Source organism: Thiothrix nivea DSM 5205 (assembly GCF_000260135.1).
GTDB classification, from domain to species: domain Bacteria; phylum Pseudomonadota; class Gammaproteobacteria; order Thiotrichales; family Thiotrichaceae; genus Thiothrix; species Thiothrix nivea.
In genome coordinates this window covers 867,852-885,573 of the sequence record NZ_JH651384.1, presented here as the reverse complement: position 1 = coordinate 885,573, position 17,722 = coordinate 867,852, and the positions used below count along the sequence as shown (strand labels likewise).

At 56.4% G+C, this 17,722-nt stretch carries 17 protein-coding genes; 14 read left to right on the top strand and 3 right to left on the bottom strand.

The window, feature by feature from the left end; translation table 11 throughout:
- Positions 1-5: 5 nt before the first annotated feature.
- The 5 genes from THINI_RS04610 to THINI_RS25030 all read left to right on the top strand — a co-directional run bounded on the left by THINI_RS04610 (position 6) and on the right by THINI_RS25030 (position 3,090).
- Positions 6-668, top strand: a complete 663-nt coding sequence (locus THINI_RS04610; RefSeq protein WP_002707489.1) for a riboflavin synthase — start codon at positions 6-8, stop codon at positions 666-668.
- A 6-nt stretch (positions 669-674) separates the two neighbouring features.
- Positions 675-1,781: a bifunctional 3,4-dihydroxy-2-butanone-4-phosphate synthase/GTP cyclohydrolase II gene (ribBA, locus tag THINI_RS04605; protein ID WP_002707488.1), complete on the top strand. Its 1,107-nt coding sequence runs from the start codon at positions 675-677 to the stop codon at positions 1,779-1,781.
- A 48-nt stretch (positions 1,782-1,829) separates the two neighbouring features.
- Complete coding sequence (ribH, locus tag THINI_RS04600; protein WP_002707487.1) at positions 1,830-2,306, top strand: 6,7-dimethyl-8-ribityllumazine synthase; 477 nt, start codon at positions 1,830-1,832, stop codon at positions 2,304-2,306.
- A 7-nt stretch (positions 2,307-2,313) separates the two neighbouring features.
- Positions 2,314-2,793: a transcription antitermination factor NusB gene (gene nusB / locus THINI_RS04595; protein WP_002707486.1), complete on the top strand. Its 480-nt coding sequence runs from the start codon at positions 2,314-2,316 to the stop codon at positions 2,791-2,793.
- A gap of 132 nt (positions 2,794-2,925) precedes the next feature.
- Positions 2,926-3,090, top strand: a complete 165-nt coding sequence (locus tag THINI_RS25030; protein WP_002707485.1) for a hypothetical protein — start codon at positions 2,926-2,928, stop codon at positions 3,088-3,090.
- A gap of 24 nt (positions 3,091-3,114) precedes the next feature.
- On the opposite strand, the gene THINI_RS04590 is transcribed toward THINI_RS25030, so the two are convergent.
- Positions 3,115-3,918, bottom strand: a complete 804-nt coding sequence (locus THINI_RS04590; RefSeq protein ID WP_002707484.1) for a GNAT family N-acetyltransferase — start codon at positions 3,916-3,918, stop codon at positions 3,115-3,117.
- A 190-nt stretch (positions 3,919-4,108) separates the two neighbouring features.
- Between THINI_RS04590 and THINI_RS04585 the strand changes: the two genes are divergently transcribed.
- The 3 genes from THINI_RS04585 to THINI_RS04575 are packed head-to-tail and all read left to right on the top strand — an operon-like array spanning position 4,109 to position 6,789.
- Positions 4,109-5,323, top strand: a complete 1,215-nt coding sequence (locus THINI_RS04585; RefSeq protein WP_002707483.1) for a BtaA family protein — start codon at positions 4,109-4,111, stop codon at positions 5,321-5,323.
- A gap of 19 nt (positions 5,324-5,342) precedes the next feature.
- On the top strand, positions 5,343-6,026 hold the full coding sequence (locus tag THINI_RS04580; RefSeq protein ID WP_245536575.1) for a class I SAM-dependent methyltransferase: 684 nt from the start codon (positions 5,343-5,345) through the stop codon (positions 6,024-6,026).
- On the top strand, positions 5,983-6,789 hold the full coding sequence (locus THINI_RS04575) for a UDP-2,3-diacylglucosamine diphosphatase (RefSeq protein ID WP_154724347.1): 807 nt from the start codon (positions 5,983-5,985) through the stop codon (positions 6,787-6,789). The genes THINI_RS04580 and THINI_RS04575 overlap by 44 nt, the downstream gene beginning before the upstream one ends.
- 172 nt (positions 6,790-6,961) lie before the next feature.
- On the opposite strand, the gene THINI_RS04570 is transcribed toward THINI_RS04575, so the two are convergent.
- Positions 6,962-8,005, bottom strand: a complete 1,044-nt coding sequence (locus THINI_RS04570) for a PstS family phosphate ABC transporter substrate-binding protein (protein ID WP_002707480.1) — start codon at positions 8,003-8,005, stop codon at positions 6,962-6,964.
- 178 nt (positions 8,006-8,183) lie between these two features.
- On the opposite strand from THINI_RS04570, the gene THINI_RS04565 reads away from it, so the two are divergent.
- From THINI_RS04565 to THINI_RS04540, 6 genes are all read left to right on the top strand, one after another.
- Positions 8,184-10,010: a pyruvate kinase gene (locus tag THINI_RS04565; RefSeq protein WP_002707479.1), complete on the top strand. Its 1,827-nt coding sequence runs from the start codon at positions 8,184-8,186 to the stop codon at positions 10,008-10,010.
- A gap of 117 nt (positions 10,011-10,127) precedes the next feature.
- Complete coding sequence (gene nadN / locus THINI_RS04560) at positions 10,128-12,005, top strand: NAD nucleotidase (RefSeq protein ID WP_002707478.1); 1,878 nt, start codon at positions 10,128-10,130, stop codon at positions 12,003-12,005.
- A 38-nt stretch (positions 12,006-12,043) separates the two neighbouring features.
- Positions 12,044-12,970, top strand: coding sequence for a polyphosphate kinase 2 (gene ppk2 / locus THINI_RS04555; RefSeq protein WP_002707477.1), 927 nt, complete (start codon positions 12,044-12,046; stop codon positions 12,968-12,970).
- Between the two features lie 98 nt (positions 12,971-13,068).
- Positions 13,069-13,539 carry a hypothetical protein gene (locus THINI_RS25930; RefSeq protein WP_040839099.1) on the top strand — a complete coding sequence of 157 codons (471 nt, stop codon included), beginning with the start codon at positions 13,069-13,071 and terminating at the stop codon, positions 13,537-13,539.
- The gene (locus THINI_RS04545) at positions 13,440-15,038 is read left to right on the top strand and encodes an AAA family ATPase (RefSeq protein ID WP_002707476.1); all 1,599 of its coding nucleotides are present in this window, start codon (positions 13,440-13,442) and stop codon (positions 15,036-15,038) included. The genes THINI_RS25930 and THINI_RS04545 overlap by 100 nt, the downstream gene beginning before the upstream one ends.
- A 106-nt stretch (positions 15,039-15,144) precedes the next feature.
- Positions 15,145-17,121, top strand: a complete 1,977-nt coding sequence (locus tag THINI_RS04540) for a bifunctional 2',3'-cyclic-nucleotide 2'-phosphodiesterase/3'-nucleotidase (protein ID WP_002707475.1) — start codon at positions 15,145-15,147, stop codon at positions 17,119-17,121.
- Between the two features lie 72 nt (positions 17,122-17,193).
- On the opposite strand, the gene THINI_RS04535 is transcribed toward THINI_RS04540, so the two are convergent.
- Entirely contained in the window at positions 17,194-17,583 is a 390-nt protein-coding gene (locus THINI_RS04535; RefSeq protein ID WP_040839098.1) for an alkaline phosphatase D family protein, read from the bottom strand.
- Positions 17,584-17,722 lie beyond the last annotated feature (139 nt).

Sequence of the window (17,722 nt, the reverse complement as noted above, 5' to 3'; positions counted from 1 at the left end):
CCCCAATGTTTACCGGAATCATCGAATCCATCGGTACTGTCCGCGACATGCAACCCAAGGGCGGCGACCTGCGCCTGACCATTGCCACCGGCAAACTGGACATGGGTGACGTGGCGCTGGGTGACAGTATTGCCGTCAACGGCGTATGCCTGACCGCCATTGAGTTCGACAGCAGCAGTTTCAGCGCCGACGTTTCGCGCGAAACCCTGTCGCTGACCAGCCTCGGCAACCTCAATCGTGGTTCCAAAGTCAATCTGGAAAAAGCCCTGACCCTGCAAACCCGTCTCGGCGGCCATCTGGTCAGTGGGCATGTGGATGGGCTGGGCGAAGTCATCAGCCGCCACGACGATGCGCGTTCCGTGCGCTTCAGCATCCGCGCACCGGATAACCTTGCCAAATACATTGCCGCCAAAGGCTCGATTACGGTGGACGGCACTAGCCTGACTGTCAACAAGGTCGACGGCAGCAGCTTTGAACTCAACATTGTGCCACACACCTTGCAGGAAACCATCATCGCCGACTACCGCAGCGGTTCAAAGGTTAATCTGGAGGTGGATGTTATCGCCCGTTACCTCGAACGCCTGCTGTTGGGCGAGAAAGCAGCACAACCCACAGCCGGTAGCGGTATTACCGAAGCATTCCTCGCCGAACACGGCTTTATGAAGTGAGACCCCATGCAATTCAACACCACAGAAGAGATTCTAAAAGACCTTGCTGAAGGCAAAATGGTCGTCATTGTCGACGATGAAGACCGCGAAAACGAAGGCGACCTGCTGATGGTTGCCTCCCTGACCAAGCCGGAAGACATCAATTTCATGGTCAAGGAAGGGCGAGGGCTGGTGTGCCTGACCCTGACCCGCGAGCGTTGCAAGCAATTGAACCTGCCGCTGATGATTTCCGCCACCGATGAATCACACCGCACCAACTTCACCATTTCCATCGAAGCGGCGGAAGGTGTCACCACCGGCATTTCCGCTTACGACCGGGCGCATACTATCCGCACAGCGGTAGCGCCGAATGCAGTCCCTGCCGATATTGAACAGCCGGGGCACATTTTCCCGCTGATGGCGCAGCCGGGCGGGGTGCTGACCCGTGCTGGCCATACCGAAGCCGGTTGCGATCTGGCGCGCTTGGCGGGTTTCGAGCCTGCCGCCACCATCGTTGAAATCCTCAACGAAGACGGCACCATGGCGCGCCGCCCCGACCTGGAAGTGTTTGCCGAAAAGCACGGCCTCAAGATGGGGACGATCGAAGACCTGATCCGCTACCGGGTGCAGAATGAAAAAACGGTTGAGCGCATTTTCGAGAAAGAAGTGCAAACCGAACACGGCCAGTTCCACTTGGTCGCTTATCAGGAACTGGCCAAACACAGCGTACATCTCGCGCTGGTCAAGGGTGATATTGCCGCCAGTGATGATGTGATGGTGCGTGTGCATCTGGAAAATGAACTCTGCGACCTGCTGGCCTTGCGCGAACCCGGCTGTGGCTGGCCACTGCGCAGCGCCATGAAACGCATCAGCGACGAAGGCAAGGGCGTGATTGTCATCCTCAGGGAGCAAATCCAGCCGCAAAATGTGCTGAAACAATTGAAAGGGTTTGAATCCCAGCCCGAAGTGCAGGACAATGCATCCTCTTCACCGGCTGAGCTAAAAACCTACGGCATTGGCGCGCAAATCCTGTCTGATCTCGGTGTCCACCGGATGCGGGTCATGAGCGCGCCGAAACGCTTCCACGGGATTGCAGGCTTCGGGCTGGAAATTGTGGATTATGTACAAGGGTGAAACCCCTCGCCCTTTCACCATTCTTTAAAAACCGAGTTGGGATTTTCAATGAGCTTCAATGTCATCGAAGGTGATTTTGCACCACAGGAAGCCAAATACGGCATCGTCGTTGCGCGTTTTAACAGTTTTATCGTCGAAAGCCTGCTGCAAGGCGCGATTGACGCCCTCAAACGTCACGGCGGCGTGAAAGAGGAAGACATCGATGTAGTGCGCGTCCCCGGCGCATACGAACTGCCACTGGTAGCGCAGGCCATGGCCGCCAACGGTGATTACGACGCCATCATCGCACTGGGTGCAGTCATCCGTGGCAGCACCCCGCATTTTGATTACGTTGCAGGTGAAGCCTCCAAAGGTCTGGCGCAAGTCGGCCTAAGCCATGAACTGCCGGTCATCTTCGGCGTCCTGACCACGGATACTATCGAGCAATCCATTGAGCGCGCTGGCACCAAAGCTGGCAACAAGGGCGCGGAAGCTGCCCTGTCAGCCATTGAAATGGTTTCCCTGCTGCGCAAGATCAGGAAGTAAGCACAACATGGCAGGACGCAAACCCCTCACGGATGCGCAACAACTCATCGCCCGTCGTCGCGTCGCGCGGCGGCTGGCCATGCAGGGCGCTTACCAGTGGCTGATCACCGGTAATGAGTTTCAGGAAATCTACCTGTATTTTCAGGAAGAACCCGAGTTGGCGGCGGAATTCCGCAAATCGGATGCGGCGTTTTTCCACAAGCTGCTGCGCTGCGCGATTGAGGGTGGCGAGGAACTGGAAAGTCGCATTGCCCCCCACCTCGACCGCAAGCTGTTTCAGGTTGACCCGATTGAACATGCTGTGCTGCGGGTAGCGACCTGCGAACTGCTCAACCATATCGAAACCCCTTACAAGGTGGTAGTGAACGAATACGTCAATTTGGCGAAAAAGTTCGGCGCAGAACAGGCGCACAAGTTTATCAATGGCGTTCTCGACAAGGTGGCTGCCGACATACGCCCATTGGAAGTGCCTGGCAAACGCAAATAATCCCCCCTCATGGGCGTAACCCTGTTGCCCCCATGCAAAAACCTTCCATCGGCTCTACACATATTCTGCACATCTGCGCAGTATGCTTTCCAAGGGCATATCGGCAAATAGATAAACAGGAGTGTAGTTAGCATGAATCCAGCCATTGAAACCAGTAAATACGATGACAAGTTTTCCCTGTTATTGCGGGACGGAAGCAGGGGGCGGCGTTACATGACACCGGCTGCGCCGCCCGCTGAGCGGATACGGCGTTGGCATAACCGGCTGGAGCGGTTGTTTGCAAGGCAGGCATATTAAAACCGGGCCGTTGCGCCCGTGTTCTCAGGCCGCTTTTGCCAGGTCAGTACCACTGGCAGGGTGGCGTTGCATGCTGCCCTGCACAAAGTGGCGGTGGTAACGGGTATTGAGGTTGTTTACGTCCAGCAGGATGAACACATCAGCCACATTGAAATCCGGGTCGAGGCACGGCTCGCCAGCCACCCAGGCCCCCAGTTTCAGGTAGGCTTTCAGCAGTGGCGGCATGTTGACCTTGCTGGAGGGCGCGACCGGCAGCAGGTTTACCAGCGGGCGTACCCGGAAGTTGTCCGGTGACAGGTTGTGGGCGCGGGCTGCCTGCATGATGGCGGATGCTTGCGCGCCACCGTCGTTCATGCTGATGCTGGCGCAGCCGAACATGTAGTCAACCTTGTGCATTTCCATGAATTGCGCCAGCCCCAGCCATAACATGCCGATACCTGCTCCGTTACGGAAATCTGGGTGGATGCAGGTGCGCCCGATTTCAATTGCATGACCCCTCAGGTTAGGGAACAGGTTGCGCAGGTCGAATTCGTTTTCTGAATAGAAACTGCCAGCGCGGCGGGCATTCGGTGTGGTCAGGATGCGGGTGGAGCCAATCACCTCATTATTATCCAGACGGCGTACCAGCAGGTGGTGGCAATAGTCATCGTAATGGTCGCGGTCGATGCCCTCGGCAGCGCTTTCCAGTTGCGCCCCTTGCTCCAGGGCAAAAATCGCATAGCGCAGACGTTGGGAGGCGAGAATGTCGGCGGGGGTGGCTGCCAACTCGACACGCAGTTGTGGCATGGGCTGGCGCAAACAGTGGTTGTTAGGGATGGCAGCGGTCATGAAAGTACTCCTCATCAATATTCCTGCCAGCTTAGGAGGCATCAATGACGGGTGTGTGACGGTTATTTTGCAGGAAAGTTACAAACGAGGGGGGTGGCGCACGAGTAACATTTCCGTCACAGAAGCGTCACTTTTCAGTCATTCCTGACCGCTAACCTGCCGGGGTAATTGGTTATTCAGAGAGATTTTCATGGCAGGTATTTCCGAAGCACTGCGCGACGCCGTACACCAGCACGCCCCGACTTCCCTGATGGGGATGCAACAGCGGCTGTTTTCATTCTGGTTCAACAGTTTCATCTACAACCAGATTTGGGAAGACCCAGCGGTAGATTTGCAGGCGCTGCAACTGACGCAAGAAAGCCGGGTGCTGACGATTGCTTCCGGCGGCTGTAACGTGCTGAATTACCTGACCGCCAACCCGGCACACATCACCGCGATTGACTTGAACCCGTACCATTTGTCATTGACTCGCCTGAAACTGGCAGCGATGAAACATTTACCGGATCATGCCAGTTTTTACGATTTCTTTGGCCATGCCGACCGTGACAATAATGTAGCGCTTTACAATAAACACATCCAGCCGCATCTGGAGGAAGAACTGGAGAGCTTCTGGCAGGGGCGTAGCATCCTCGGCCAGAAGCGTATCCATATGTTCCGCGACGGTTTGTATCGGCATACCCGTTTTGGCTATTTCATGCGCTTGCTGCACTGGATTGCGCGCTTTACCAACTACCAGCCCGACAAACTGCTGACGGCCAGTAGCCTGTATGAGCAGCAGGCCATTTTCAACCAGCACATCGCGCCGTTCTTCGACAACCGGCTGGTGAAATTCCTCGGCAAGCTGCCGGTGTCGGTGTTCAGCCTCGGCATCCCGCCGCAGCAGTACAAGGCGATGAAAGAGCAGGGCAACCTGATTGGGCAATACCGTGAGCGGGTGGAGCGCATTGCCTGCCAGTTCCCGATTCAGGACAACTATTTCGCTTGGCAAGGGTTTAGCCACAGCTATGACCATGAAAAACGTCAGGCTATCCCTGATTACCTGAAAGTGGAAAATTATGAGGGTATTCGCGGCCAGTTGGGCAAGGTGGATACACATTTGGGGTCGATGATCGACTTCCTCGAACAGCAGCCACCGCACAGCTATGACCGCTTTGTGTTCCTGGATGCGCAGGACTGGATGACGGATGAAGTGCTGACCCGTTTGTGGACGCAGGTTGCAAGGGTCGGCAAGCCGGGTACGCGCATCATCTTCCGCACCGCTGCCGCCGAATCGCCACTGGAAACCGCATTGCCAGCCGAATTGCGCAGCCAGTTTGTGTACGAAGCCGAAACCTCCGCGCAACTGTTCCAGCAAGACCGCTCCGCTATCTACGGTGGCTTCCACCTCTACCGCAAGGCCGACTGAGATGGACGCGGCGCAGAAAATGGATCAGCAGTACCGTTACCAGCGGTACGTTTACGACCTGTCACGCAAGTATTATCTGCTAGGTCGCGACACAATCCTGACGGAAATGCCCATCAAGCCCGGCGACACGGTGCTGGAAATTGGTTGTGGCACGGCGCGTAACCTGCTGCGGCTGGCCTACCGCCACCCGTATGCCGGACTGTATGGCGTCGACGCCTCTGCCGTGATGCTGGAAACTGCCCGCGACAAGGTGAACAGCACGCTGTATGCCGACAGGATTACCCTCAAGCAGGGGCTGGCAGGCCAGATCCGCCCCGCCGATTTCGGGCTGGACAAGCCGTTTGACCACATCCTGTTTTCCTACGTGCTGTCGATGATTCCGGGCTGGAAAACGGCCTTGGAGAAAACCCTCGGCATCCTCAAACCGGGCGGTTGCCTGCATATCGTGGACTTTTCCGACCAGCAGACCATGCCGGGCTGGTTCCGCAAGCTGTTGCTGCAATGGCTGGAGTGGTTCCACGTCCACCCTGATCCTGAAGTCCCCGCGTTCCTGGAAAACCTGGCCGCGCGGGAGCATGACCAACTGCGTATGCGCCAGCTGCCCGGACGCTACGCCCTGCTGGCGCACTACCAGAAACAAGGGGGAACGCCCAATGACCATGAACCCGAATTCCCGCAAGTACCGCACCATCTGGATTTCTGACACCCACCTCGGCTCGCGTGGGTGCAAGGCCGAGTTCCTGCTGGATTTCCTGCAACACAACCATGCCGAGCACATTTATCTGGTCGGCGATATCGTAGACGGCTGGGCGCTGCGCAAGCGCTGGTTCTGGGATGCGTTCCATGACCAAATCCTGCACCTGCTGTTCGAGCGGGCGCAACGCGGGGTGCATGTCACCTACGTCAGCGGTAACCATGATGAATTCCTGCGGCCTTTCATCCACCACCAGATCACTGCGATCAACCTGGAAGATGAAGTGGTGCATACCACGGCGGATGGGCGCAAGTTCCTGGTGTTACACGGCGACCAGTTCGACGGCGTGATGCAGTTCGCGCGTTGGCTGGCGAAGCTGGGGGACTGGGCGTATGAGCGTCTGTTGATGCTGAATACCGTTTACAACCGTTGGCGCAAATGGCTGGGGTATCCTTACTGGTCGGTTTCCGCCTATCTCAAGCACAAGACCAAATCGGCGGTGAATTTCATTTCCGCTTTCGAGGAAACGCTGGCGAAAGAGGCCAAAAAGCGCAAGCTGGATGGCGTGATTTGCGGGCATATCCACCATGCCGAAATCCGCGAAATCGACGGCATCCTGTACTGCAACGATGGCGATTGGGTGGAAAGCTGTACCGCGCTGGTGGAGGATTGGGATGGGAGTTTGCAGATTGTGCAGTGGGCAGGGGTTGCGGTGGCGGCGGATGGTCGTGACAAGTCTTCTTTGGCAGAGCCGGAGCCTGTTGCAGCCTGAATGTTAAGAGGGCGTATGCGATACGCCCCTACGAACATGCCATTTATTACCATCATTCCGGAATCCGGGATCTGTAGGGGCGTATCGCATACGCCCTCTTTATTGTGCCAACAAAAAAAGGAGCATCCCTGCTCCCTAAATTCTCGCTAACCCTTTTATCGTTATCCAAATCTTATTTTAATGCACCGGCTGACAAGGGCTTCATGCTGTTGGCAGATGCAATGGATGCGGCTTTTTCACTGGCAGGCAGGGCAACCAGACCTTTATCCGCCAGATAGCCATCTGCGCTCAGGGCTTCTTCACTGGTGAATTCGGCGATGTATTCCTTGATGCCTGGAACCTGGCCTACGTGGCTATTCTTGACGTAGAAGAACAGTGGGCGAGACAGTGGATAAGCGCCAGAAGCGATGTTGTCGTAGCTGATTTCCTTGCCGTCGATGGTGGCGGCTTGCAGCGCATCGCGGTTCTGGTCATAGAAGCTGTAACCAAAGATGCCGACAGCGTTCGGGTTGGCTTGCAGCTTTTGCACGATCAGGTTGTCGTTTTCGCCAGCTTCGATGTAGTAGCCGTCTTCACGTACCGCAGTACAGGCCGCTTTGTGGGCTTTCTCGTCTTTTTTCTTCAGTTCCGGCATACCCTTGAACAGGTTGCAGCCTTTTTCCATGCCGAGTTCGGCCAGCGCGTCGCGCGTACCGGAGGTTGGCGGTGGGCCGAGGACTTCGATCTTGATGTCAGCCAGATCAGGGTTAACCTGTTTCCAGGTGGTATAAGGGTTAGGCATCAGTTCACCGTTAGGGCCGGCTGGAACGTCCTTGGCCAGTGCCAGGTACAGTTCGCGGCGGGACAGCTTGATGGGCTGGGCAGATTTGGCCTGGGCTATGGCGATACCATCATAGCCAACCTTGATTTCGGTTACTTCGTTCACACCGTTCGCCTGACAGGATTCCATTTCCTTTTTCTTCATGCGACGGGAAGCATTGGTGATATCCGGGGTTTCAATGCCAGCGCCAGCGCAGAACAGCTTCATGCCGCCGCCAGTGCCGGTGGATTCTACTTTAGGGGCTGCCATACCGCTTTTCTTGGCAAATTGCTCAGCTACAGCGGTAGAAAACGGGAATACGGTGGAAGAGCCAACGATTTCAATATTGTCGCGTGCCTGCGCAACGCCAGTAGCAGTAGCAAGACCCAATACGACTGCCAGGGTGAGTTGTTTCATTCAGAATCTCCTTCAAAAAAATCCGGGATGGATTCGCGCGAATCGTATGCAGGCTCGATGACGGTTTGATGGAAGAAATATGAATGAATGATGACAAAATTTTTTATGGCTGGTGTCATCATGTTGCAATGCGGGAAGCGTAAAGTAAGAAGCAAGGATTTTAACAATAGCGGTTCATATGGATGATGAAATTTTACTGAAACGCTTGCTGTACTTGCGTGATCAGGCAGTAACGAATGCGACGCAATTCCGCGATGCGGGATTTGTGCACCCCGCCCGCCAGGTTTCCGCCTATAACCTGCTGCACTATCTGGCCTTGCGCAGCCATGAATTGCGCGATCTGCAACTGGCGCTGATTGAGCGTGGGCTGACTTCGCTCGGTATTCTGGAAGCGCATACGCTGGCTACCCTCAACAGCGTCATTGCCGTGCTGCAACGGTTGGCGGGGCAGCCTGTAGATGAAGCGCCCACAGAGCCGGTTTCTGTTGCCAGCAGCGCCAAGCGGCTGGAGTTGAACACGCTGGCGCTGTTCGGCCAACGCCCTCCGCGCCGTGACGTACACATCATGGTGACCATGCCATCAGAAGCCGCCGATTCGCCAGTGCTGATCGAAAACCTGTTGACAGCAGGCATGGATGTCATGCGTATTAACTGCGCCCACGACACGGCGGATGAATGGCAGCAAATGATAGCCAACTTGCGCATGGCAGAAACGCGCAGCGGCAAAACCTGCAAGGTGCAGCTTGATCTGGCTGGCCCCAAACTGCGTACTGGCGCGATTGGCGCAGCCGGGCGCGTGCTCAAGATCAAGCCGACGCGCGACCTGTTCGGCCATGTGCATATGCCGGGTCGTTTCTGGCTGGTTCCGGAAGGTGAAGGGTCGGTGGAACATGATGACCCGACGCTGGAAGTGCGTGGCAAGGCGCTGGCGGATACCCGCACGGGTGATTACTTCCAGCTCAACGACGCCCGCGACGCTGCCCGCGAATTGCGGATCGTGGCAGAACACCAGTACGCGCGGCTGGCTGAGTCCGATCAGACTGTATACCTACAGGAAAATACGGTGTTGCTGTTTGAGCGCAATGGCAGCAAGGTTGGTAAGGGCACGGTAGTCAATGTCAGCGAAGTTATTCAGCCACTGGTTTTGCAGAATGGCGACCGATTGGTGCTGACCCGAGCCGATGAACCTGGCAAACCCGCCGAACGCGATGCGGATGGCCGCGAGGTGCGCCCGGCACGCATCCATTGCACCTTGCCGGAAGCGTTCACGGCAGTGCTCCCCGGCCAGCAGGTGTGGCTGGATGACGGCAAGGTCGGGGGTAACGTGGAAAGCTGTGATGGCGATGAAATCTGTTTGCGCATTACCCATACCCCGCCACACGGCGCCAAGCTGCGGGCGGAAAAGGGCATCAATTTCCCCGATACTGAATTCCACACCCCCGCGCTGACCGACAAGGACATTGCCGACCTGGAAGCGATGGCAGGCAAGGTGGACATGGTGGCGCTGTCGTTCGTGCGTTCCCCGCAAGATGTCGAAACCCTGCAATTCCACCTGCAACGGCTGGGCATTCCCGACACCGGCATCATCCTCAAGATCGAGAACCGGGCGGCATTCGAGAAATTGCCCGCCATCCTGCTGACTGCGCTGCGTTCCCCTCGGGTTGGGGTCATGATTGCGCGAGGCGACCTGGCGGTGGAAGTCGGTTTCGAGCGCTTGTCCGAAGTGCAGGAAGAAATCCTCTGGCTATGTGAAGCCGCCCACATCCCGGTCATCTGGGCGACCCAGATTCTGGAAAGCATGGCGAAAAAGGGCGCGCCTTCCCGCGCTGAGGTCACCGATGCGGCCATGAGTATCCGTGCCGAGTGCGCCATGCTCAACAAGGGGCCGAATATCGTCGATACCGTGCGTTTTCTGGACGGCATCCTGCAACGCATGGAAAGCCATTACCACAAGCGCCGGTTGATGATGCGGCCTTTGCAGGTGTGCAGTCAGGGAAAGCTCTGATTGATGTGTAACCGTTTGATGTTACTATAGGAAATCCAGATGTAACAAAGCCTTCGTTGGGTTGTAACAAACTTGCGGTATACATCGGGCTGCCATGTGACAATCTGGAGCATCCTGATGAAATTCAAGCATTCTTTCCTGTTTAGCGCCTGTATAACGGCCATTGGCCTGATGAGCGGCTGTAACAATCATGATGGTGCTGTGGTTTCCAGCACGACAGCAACCACTACCAACAGCCTACGCATCCTGCATATCAATGACCACCACTCCCATTTGCAGGCCAATAGCGCCAGCCTGATGCTGGGTGGCGCGGTGACTGGAACCAAAACCGGTGGTTTCCCTAATGTGGTCAGCGAATTCAAAGCGCTGGAGGCCAAGGGCGGCAACGTGCTCAAGCTGCACGCGGGTGATGCGCTGACCGGCGACCTGTATTTCACCCTGTTCAAAGGCGAAGCAGATGCCGCGATGATGAACCAAATTTGTTTTGACGCTTTTACCATTGGCAACCATGAATTTGACGAGGGTGATGCGGGTCTGAAAAGGTTTCTGGATTACCTGAACGCCAGTGCTGCCTGCAAGACTGATGCGCTGTCCGCCAACGTTGTGCCGGAAGTTGGCGTTTCAGTACTGACGCCCACTACCGCTACAGATTACTTCAAGCCATACACCATCAAGGAAATCGGTGGCGACAAGTACGGCATCATCGGCATTACCATTGCGGGCAAGACCAAGAACTCTTCCAGCCCGGACAAGACCACGATGTTCCTGGATGAAGTCACTACCGCGCAGAAATATATCGACGAGCTGACAGCCAAAGGTATCACGCGGATCATTGTGATGACCCATCAGGGCTACGGCAATGACCTGACAATGGCGGCCAAGCTCAAGGGCGTGGATGTGATTGTTGGCGGCGATTCGCACACCCTGCTGGGTGACGGGTTCAAGCAATATGGCCTGACCCCATCCGGCCCTTACCCGACCAAAGTCACTGATGGCAACGGCAACCAGGTTTGCGTTGTGCAGGCATCCCAGTATGGGGATGTGGTCGGCGAACTGGAGGTTGGCTTCGATGCCAATGGCAATGTCAGCAACTGTTCCGGCACGCCTCACCTGTTGGTCAACAATACCTTCACCCGCAAGGATGCCAGTGGCGCAACGGTAGAACTGACCGGCACAGATCGTGATACTGTTCTAAAAAGCATTACAGACTCCAATGAGCTGCTGGTTTTGGCTCAGGCAGACGCGACTGCGAAAAACATTCTGGATGGCTATTCCCAGCAGGTGGATGTCCTGAAACAAAGCGTCATTGGGTCGGCTGCGGAAACCCTGTGTCTGGAGCGCATTCCCAACCAGGGGCAGAGCAAGCTTGCTGGCTGTAAGGAAAGCACCAAATCCCATGGCAGTGACATTTCCAATATCGTCGCCAAAGGCTTCCTGGAAATGAGCTTGACTTCCGACATCTGTTTGCAGAATGGTGGCGGAGTGCGTATCGACGTGCCAGTTGGGGACATTACCATCGGCACTGCCTACACGCTGTTGCCATTCGCCAATACCCTGACTGAAATCAATATGACCGGCCAGGAAATCATCAATGCGTTGGAAGACGGTATCGACTACGCCCTTAGCCCCAGCGGTTCAACCGGCGCATATCCTTACGCTGCTGGCCTGCGTTGGAATGCGGATTTGTCCCAACCCAAGGGGAGCCGCATCAGCAATGTGGAAGCCAATCCGCGCGTAGCCGGTACATGGGCAAGCCTTGACCCTGCCAAAACCTACAAGGTTGTGACCAACAACTTCATGGCCAACGGTTCGGATGGCTATGTTACGCTGGGTAACATTCCTGTTAGCCGTAAACTGGACACTTACCTGGATTATGCCCAATCTTTCGTCGATTACGTCAAGCGTGAAACGGCGGCAGGCCGCGCTATCGTGAAACTGCCGGTGGATGAATACAGCACCCAGCAGTTTATCGACAAAAACGGCGTGTTACAGTGAGATAAGATAGGCTGCAACTGAAAAATGAGAGGAAGCCAATGGATTACGAAAACAACATGGAACAAGACCCCAGCCAAGATTGGCTACAAGCCGAGCTGGATGACACTCTGGATGACATGTTCGAAATGGAATTCAATGAACCCATGCTTAGCCTGGAACTGCGCAAGCTCTACAAGCGCCAGCATCCGGAACTGCTGGACAACCGCATTTACTACAGCAACCTGTTGCGCCTCCAGTCCGAGCTGATCAAGTTGCAGTACTGGGTGGAACAAACCCAGGCCAAGGTGCTGATCATCTGCGAAGGGCGCGACGCTGCTGGCAAGGGCGGCGTGATCAAACGCATTACCCAGCGCCTGAACCCGCGCGTTGCCCGCGTGGTGGCTCTGCAGAAGCCGAGTGACCGCGAACTGACCCAATGGTATTTCCAGCGTTACGTTCCGCACCTGCCTTCGGGCGGCGAAATCGTCCTGTTTGACCGTTCTTGGTACAACCGCGCCGGTGTCGAACGGGTGATGGGTTTTGCGACTGAAGATCAGGTCGAACAGTTCTTTCAGGACGTACCCGAATTCGAACGGATGCTGGTGCGCTCCGGCATCATCGTGCTGAAGTACTGGTTCTCGATCACCGACGAAGAGCAGCAATTGCGCTTCCTGATGCGTATCCACGATCCGATGAAACAGTGGAAACTCAGCCCGATGGATTTGCAATCCCGCGTTCGCTGGGAACAGTACACCAAGGCCAAGGAAGAAATGTTCGGGCGCACCAACATCCCGGAAGCGCCCTGGTATATCGTCGAAGGCAACGACAAGAAGCGCGAACGCCTTAATTGCATTGAACACATCCTCTCGCAAATCCCGTATCAGGATATTCCGACCGAGAAAATCGATCTGCCTGAGCGGGTGTTCAACCCCAATTACGAGCGGCGCATCCTGCCGGATGAGTTGTACGTGCCGAAAATCTACTGAAGAAAATCCCCTTCAATCCCCCTTTTTCAAAGGGGGATGCCGGATAGAGCGCCGTAAACTCAAATACCAATATCCTGTCCTGTGACTACTTCAAAACGGTGGAAGACAAGACCATCGGCTTGGAACGTACCGCCACCCTGATCGAGCAGGCACGGACGCAATACCCCAACAACATCCTGCTGGATGATGGCAAAGCCTACGCCGACATCCCCAATGCCGACAACAAGACCGGCAAGGTCAATTCAGGCACAACCACCGGTTACGTGGAGCCTGGCCCTCAAGTGAAGACGCTGATGCAGGCCGAGCACGAAGCCACCATCACCTATGTCAGCACCCCGATTGCCAGTTTCTTCTCCCAGCCCGGCGACACTACTGCCATGGAGTTGATCAACCGCGCCCAGACCGATCCCCGCCATGACGGGCAGATGCGTGTATACTTTCCCTATCGCCCACAGCCAAGCAAATGCCCATGCAACGCCATTTCAACACCACCGGCCCCGTCATTCCCGCCGAGCATTACAACATCGACCCGATGCAACGGCTCGATTGGGAAGAAATCCACCAACTGATTGCTGCCAAGAAGTTTTTCGTGCTGCACGCCCCGCGCCAGACCGGCAAAACCAGCACCCTGTTGGCGATGGCGGATGTGTTGAACCAGTCCGGCGAATACACCGCGCTGTATATTAATGTCGAGTCCGCCCAGGCCGCCCGTGACAAGGTGCAACAAGGCATGAAAACCATCATTGGCAGCTTGATTGAGGGGGCTGCCTTGCGCCTCCACGATACCCGCTTGCGGCAATGGCGTGATGAGATCTGGGATGTTCATACCGAATACGGCGCATTCAGGGAAATGCTCAGCCGCTGGGCGCAAGCTTCCACCAAACCCATCGTGCTGATGATCGACGAAGTGGATGCCTTGGTCGGCGACACCCTGATTTCGTTGCTGCGCCAATTGCGCGAAGGCTACATCGGGCGGCCCGGTATCCCGTTCCCGCAAAGCGTGATCCTGTGCGGGGTGCGTGACGTGCGTGACTACCGCATGACCAGTGGGCATCAGGAGGTCATCACCGGCGGCAGTGCTTTCAATGTCAAAGCCGAGTCACTGGTGATGGGCAGTTTCAGCCGTGCTGAAGTGGAAGCCCTGTATGCCCAGCACACCGCTGAAACCGGGCAGGTTTTCGCACCGGAGATATTCCCCGAACTGTGGGAAGATACTTGCGGGCAGCCGTGGCTGGTCAATGCCATGGGGCACGAGCTGACATGGAAAGACAAGGCAGCGCGTGACCGCAGCGTACCGATCACGTTGGAACGCTACCTCGCCGCCCGCGAACGCCTGATCTATTCCCGCGCCACCCATCTGGCGCAACTCGCCGACAAGCTCAAGGAACCGCGTGTCCACGGCGTCATCAGCACTTTGCTGGCAGGCGAAGCCAGTGCCGAAACCCTGTTGCTGGATGATGTGGAATACGTCACCGACTTGGGGCTGGTCATCAGCCGCCCACAATTGCGTATTGCCAACCGTATTTATCAGGAAGTGATCCCGCGTGAACTGACATGGACGCGGCAAATCACCATTGCCCACGAACAGGCGTGGTATCTGACCCCACAACGGCGGCTCGACATGCCCAAGCTGCTCAGCGCTTTCCAGCAGTTTTTCCGCGAAAATGCCGAAAGCTGGATCGAACGTTTCCAGTACAAGGAAGCAGGGCCACAACTGCTGCTGCAAGCCTTCCTGCAACGCATCATCAACGGCGGCGGGCGCATCCACCGCGAATACGCATTAGGGCGCAAGCGCACCGACCTGTTGGTCGAATGGCCGGTGGATGAGGCGCAAGGTTTCTACGGCGACGTGCAGCGCATCGTGCTGGAACTCAAGTTGCTGCACAAAGGCTTGCCCGCCACGCTGGCGGAAGGTCTGGAACAGACCGCAGGTTATGCCGCCCAGTGCGGGGCTGCCGAAATGTACCTGGTCATTTTCGACCGCAACCCCGGCACCGACCCCGATGCCAAAATCTGGCAGGCGCAAGAAAGTTGGCAAGGCCGCCATATCGGGGTGTGGGGGATGTAAAGCCTGGCATCCGTACAACTGAAACTTCATCAAACCGTCGTCTTCCTGTCACCTTTCACCCGCACCATGCACGTCAGTGATTTGTGTCCACCCCACGGAGCGCCCGATGAAGCTGATACCTGTCCCCAAGCCTTTGTCCCTGGGCATAATGCTGGCGCTGGCCAGTTCCCTGCTGGTTTCCGGCTGCAATGACAGCGATAGCGGGGCTGCCGCCAGCAGCACTCCAACCGCCGCCAAAAGCACACTGGCTATCCTCGCCACCACCGATGTACACACCAATATCCTGTCCTACGACTACTTCAAGACGACGGAAGACAAGACCATCGGTCTGGAACGTACCGCTACCCTGATCGAGCAGGCGCGTGCGCAATACCCCAACAATATCCTGCTGGACAATGGCGACACCTTGCAAGGTACAGCGATGTCGGATTATCAGGCGGTGGTCAAGCCGCTCACCTGCGCGGAAACCGACGCCCAGTTCAAGGTGATGAATTACCTGCATTACGACGCCATGGCCTATGGCAACCACGAATTCAACTACGGCCTGCCGTGGCTGGATCAGGTCACCGGCAAAACCGGCTGTGCCGGGCCCGATTTCCCGCTGGTCAGCGCCAATGTGCTGAATGCAAGTGACAAGAAACCGCGTTATTCCGCCACTACCATCATTGAAAAAACCATTGACGGCCAACCCATTAAAATCGGCGTCTTCGGTGTGCTGCCGCCGCAGATTGTGCTATGGGACAAGCGCCATCTGGACGGCAAAGTGGTCACCTCCGATGTCAAGGAAGCCTCAGTCCAGGCTGTGGCCGAGCTGAAAGCCAAGGGGGCGGACATCATCATCGCCCTCAATCATGGCGGCATGACCAAGCAAGCCTATACGCCGGGTCTGGAAAACGCGGGCAACTACGTGGCGGAAGTCGCGGGTATCGACGCCATGATCATGGGGCATTCCCACGGCTATTTTCCTGATGGCAAAGCCTACGCCGACATCCCCAATGCCGACAACAAAACCGGTAAAGTCAATGGTGTACCGGCGGTGATGCCCGGTTTCTGGGGCAACCATCTCGGCGTGGTTACACTGGATCTGGAAAACAAGGATGGCAAATGGTCGGTTGCCAGTTCCAAAAGTGAAATCCGCCCAATTGTCATCAAGGATGCCTCAGGTACGACCACCGGTTACGTGGAGCCTGACCCGCAAGTGAAGACGCTGGTGCAGGCTGAGCACGAGGCTACCATCACCTATGTCAGCACGCCGATTGGCGATACCGAAACGCCGATCGCCAGTTTCTTCTCCCAGTCCGGCGACACTACGGCCATTGAGCTGATCAACCGCGCCCAAACTGATTATGTCAGCCGTTATGTGCAGGATAACCTGCCGCAATACGCCAGCCTGCCGGTACTGTCCGCTGCCGCGCCGTTCAAGATGAATTTCCGGGGTTCCGGCTACACCGACATTCCGGTGGGTGGGGTGGCGATCAAGAACGTGGCCGACCTCTACCTGTATCCCAACACGGTGCAGGCAGTGAAAGTCGACGGCAAAACCGTCAAGGCATGGCTGGAAAAATCCGCCCAGTATTTCAACCAGATTGACCCGGCCAAAGCCGAAGATCAGGCGCTGGTTGACACCACTTTCCCATCCTACAACTTTGACGTGATTGACGGCGTGGCTTACGAAATTGATGTCACGGCAGCGGCGGGCGAGCGTATCAAAAACCTGAGTTACCAGGGGGTGCCGGTGGCGGATGCTGACGAATTCATCGTCGCCACCAACAACTACCGCGCTTCCGGCGGTGGTTCGTTCGCGGGTCTGAATGGCAGCCAGACCATTTTCGAGTCACCGGACAGCAACCGCGACATCATCGTGGCATACATCAAGACCCTCAAAACCCTGACCAAGGCCAATATCGGCGCGGACAAGAACTGGCGTTTCACCCCGGTGACGACTGCTGGCGCGGTTACCGTGCAAACGGCCTGTGACAAGCTGGCGGTTGCGGCAGCGGATGATATTGCCAATTTGACCCAGACCAGCGCCGCCAAGGATGAAAACGGCGACTGTACCTACAATATTGACCTGAGCAAGTAAGTTTCTCTCCCGATAGCCCCTCCAAACCGGAAAACCCTGCCCCCGCTCGCAGGGCTTCCGTTTTTGGGGGTGTTACGCCCGGACAATCTTGCGGTTGCCTGCGCCCGGCAGTGTTGTCAAGCTTTTATCCAGCACTGTGGTGTAAACCGTTTCCTTGACGGTGGAAACGAGATGCCAGTCTGCCTGCGCTTCGGCTGGCGTTACCCGCAACACCAGGTAGCCGCGTTTGGAGGTGTCGGCGTAGGCCAGGGTGGGGATCAGTTGGCGTACACCCGCAGCCAGTTCCGCCGGGCTCGTGCCGGGCAGGTATTCTTCCAGGCCGGGGGAGGAGACACTGCCGGTGGCGAATTCCACGCCAACCTGGTTGCCGTCCTGGTCCTGCAAATCATTTGCCCAGGCGTTGTGGGTATCGCCGCTCAGCACCAGCAGGTTTTTGTCCAGCAGCCGAGCGATGCCATACACGGTCTGTGTCTCAAATTCCGTATGAAAATATTTCTACCGAGAAAATTGCGCTGCCTGAACGGGTGCTCAACCCCAATTATGAGCGGCGCATCCTGCCGGATGAGTTGTACGTGCCTAAAATCTACTGAAGAAAATCCCC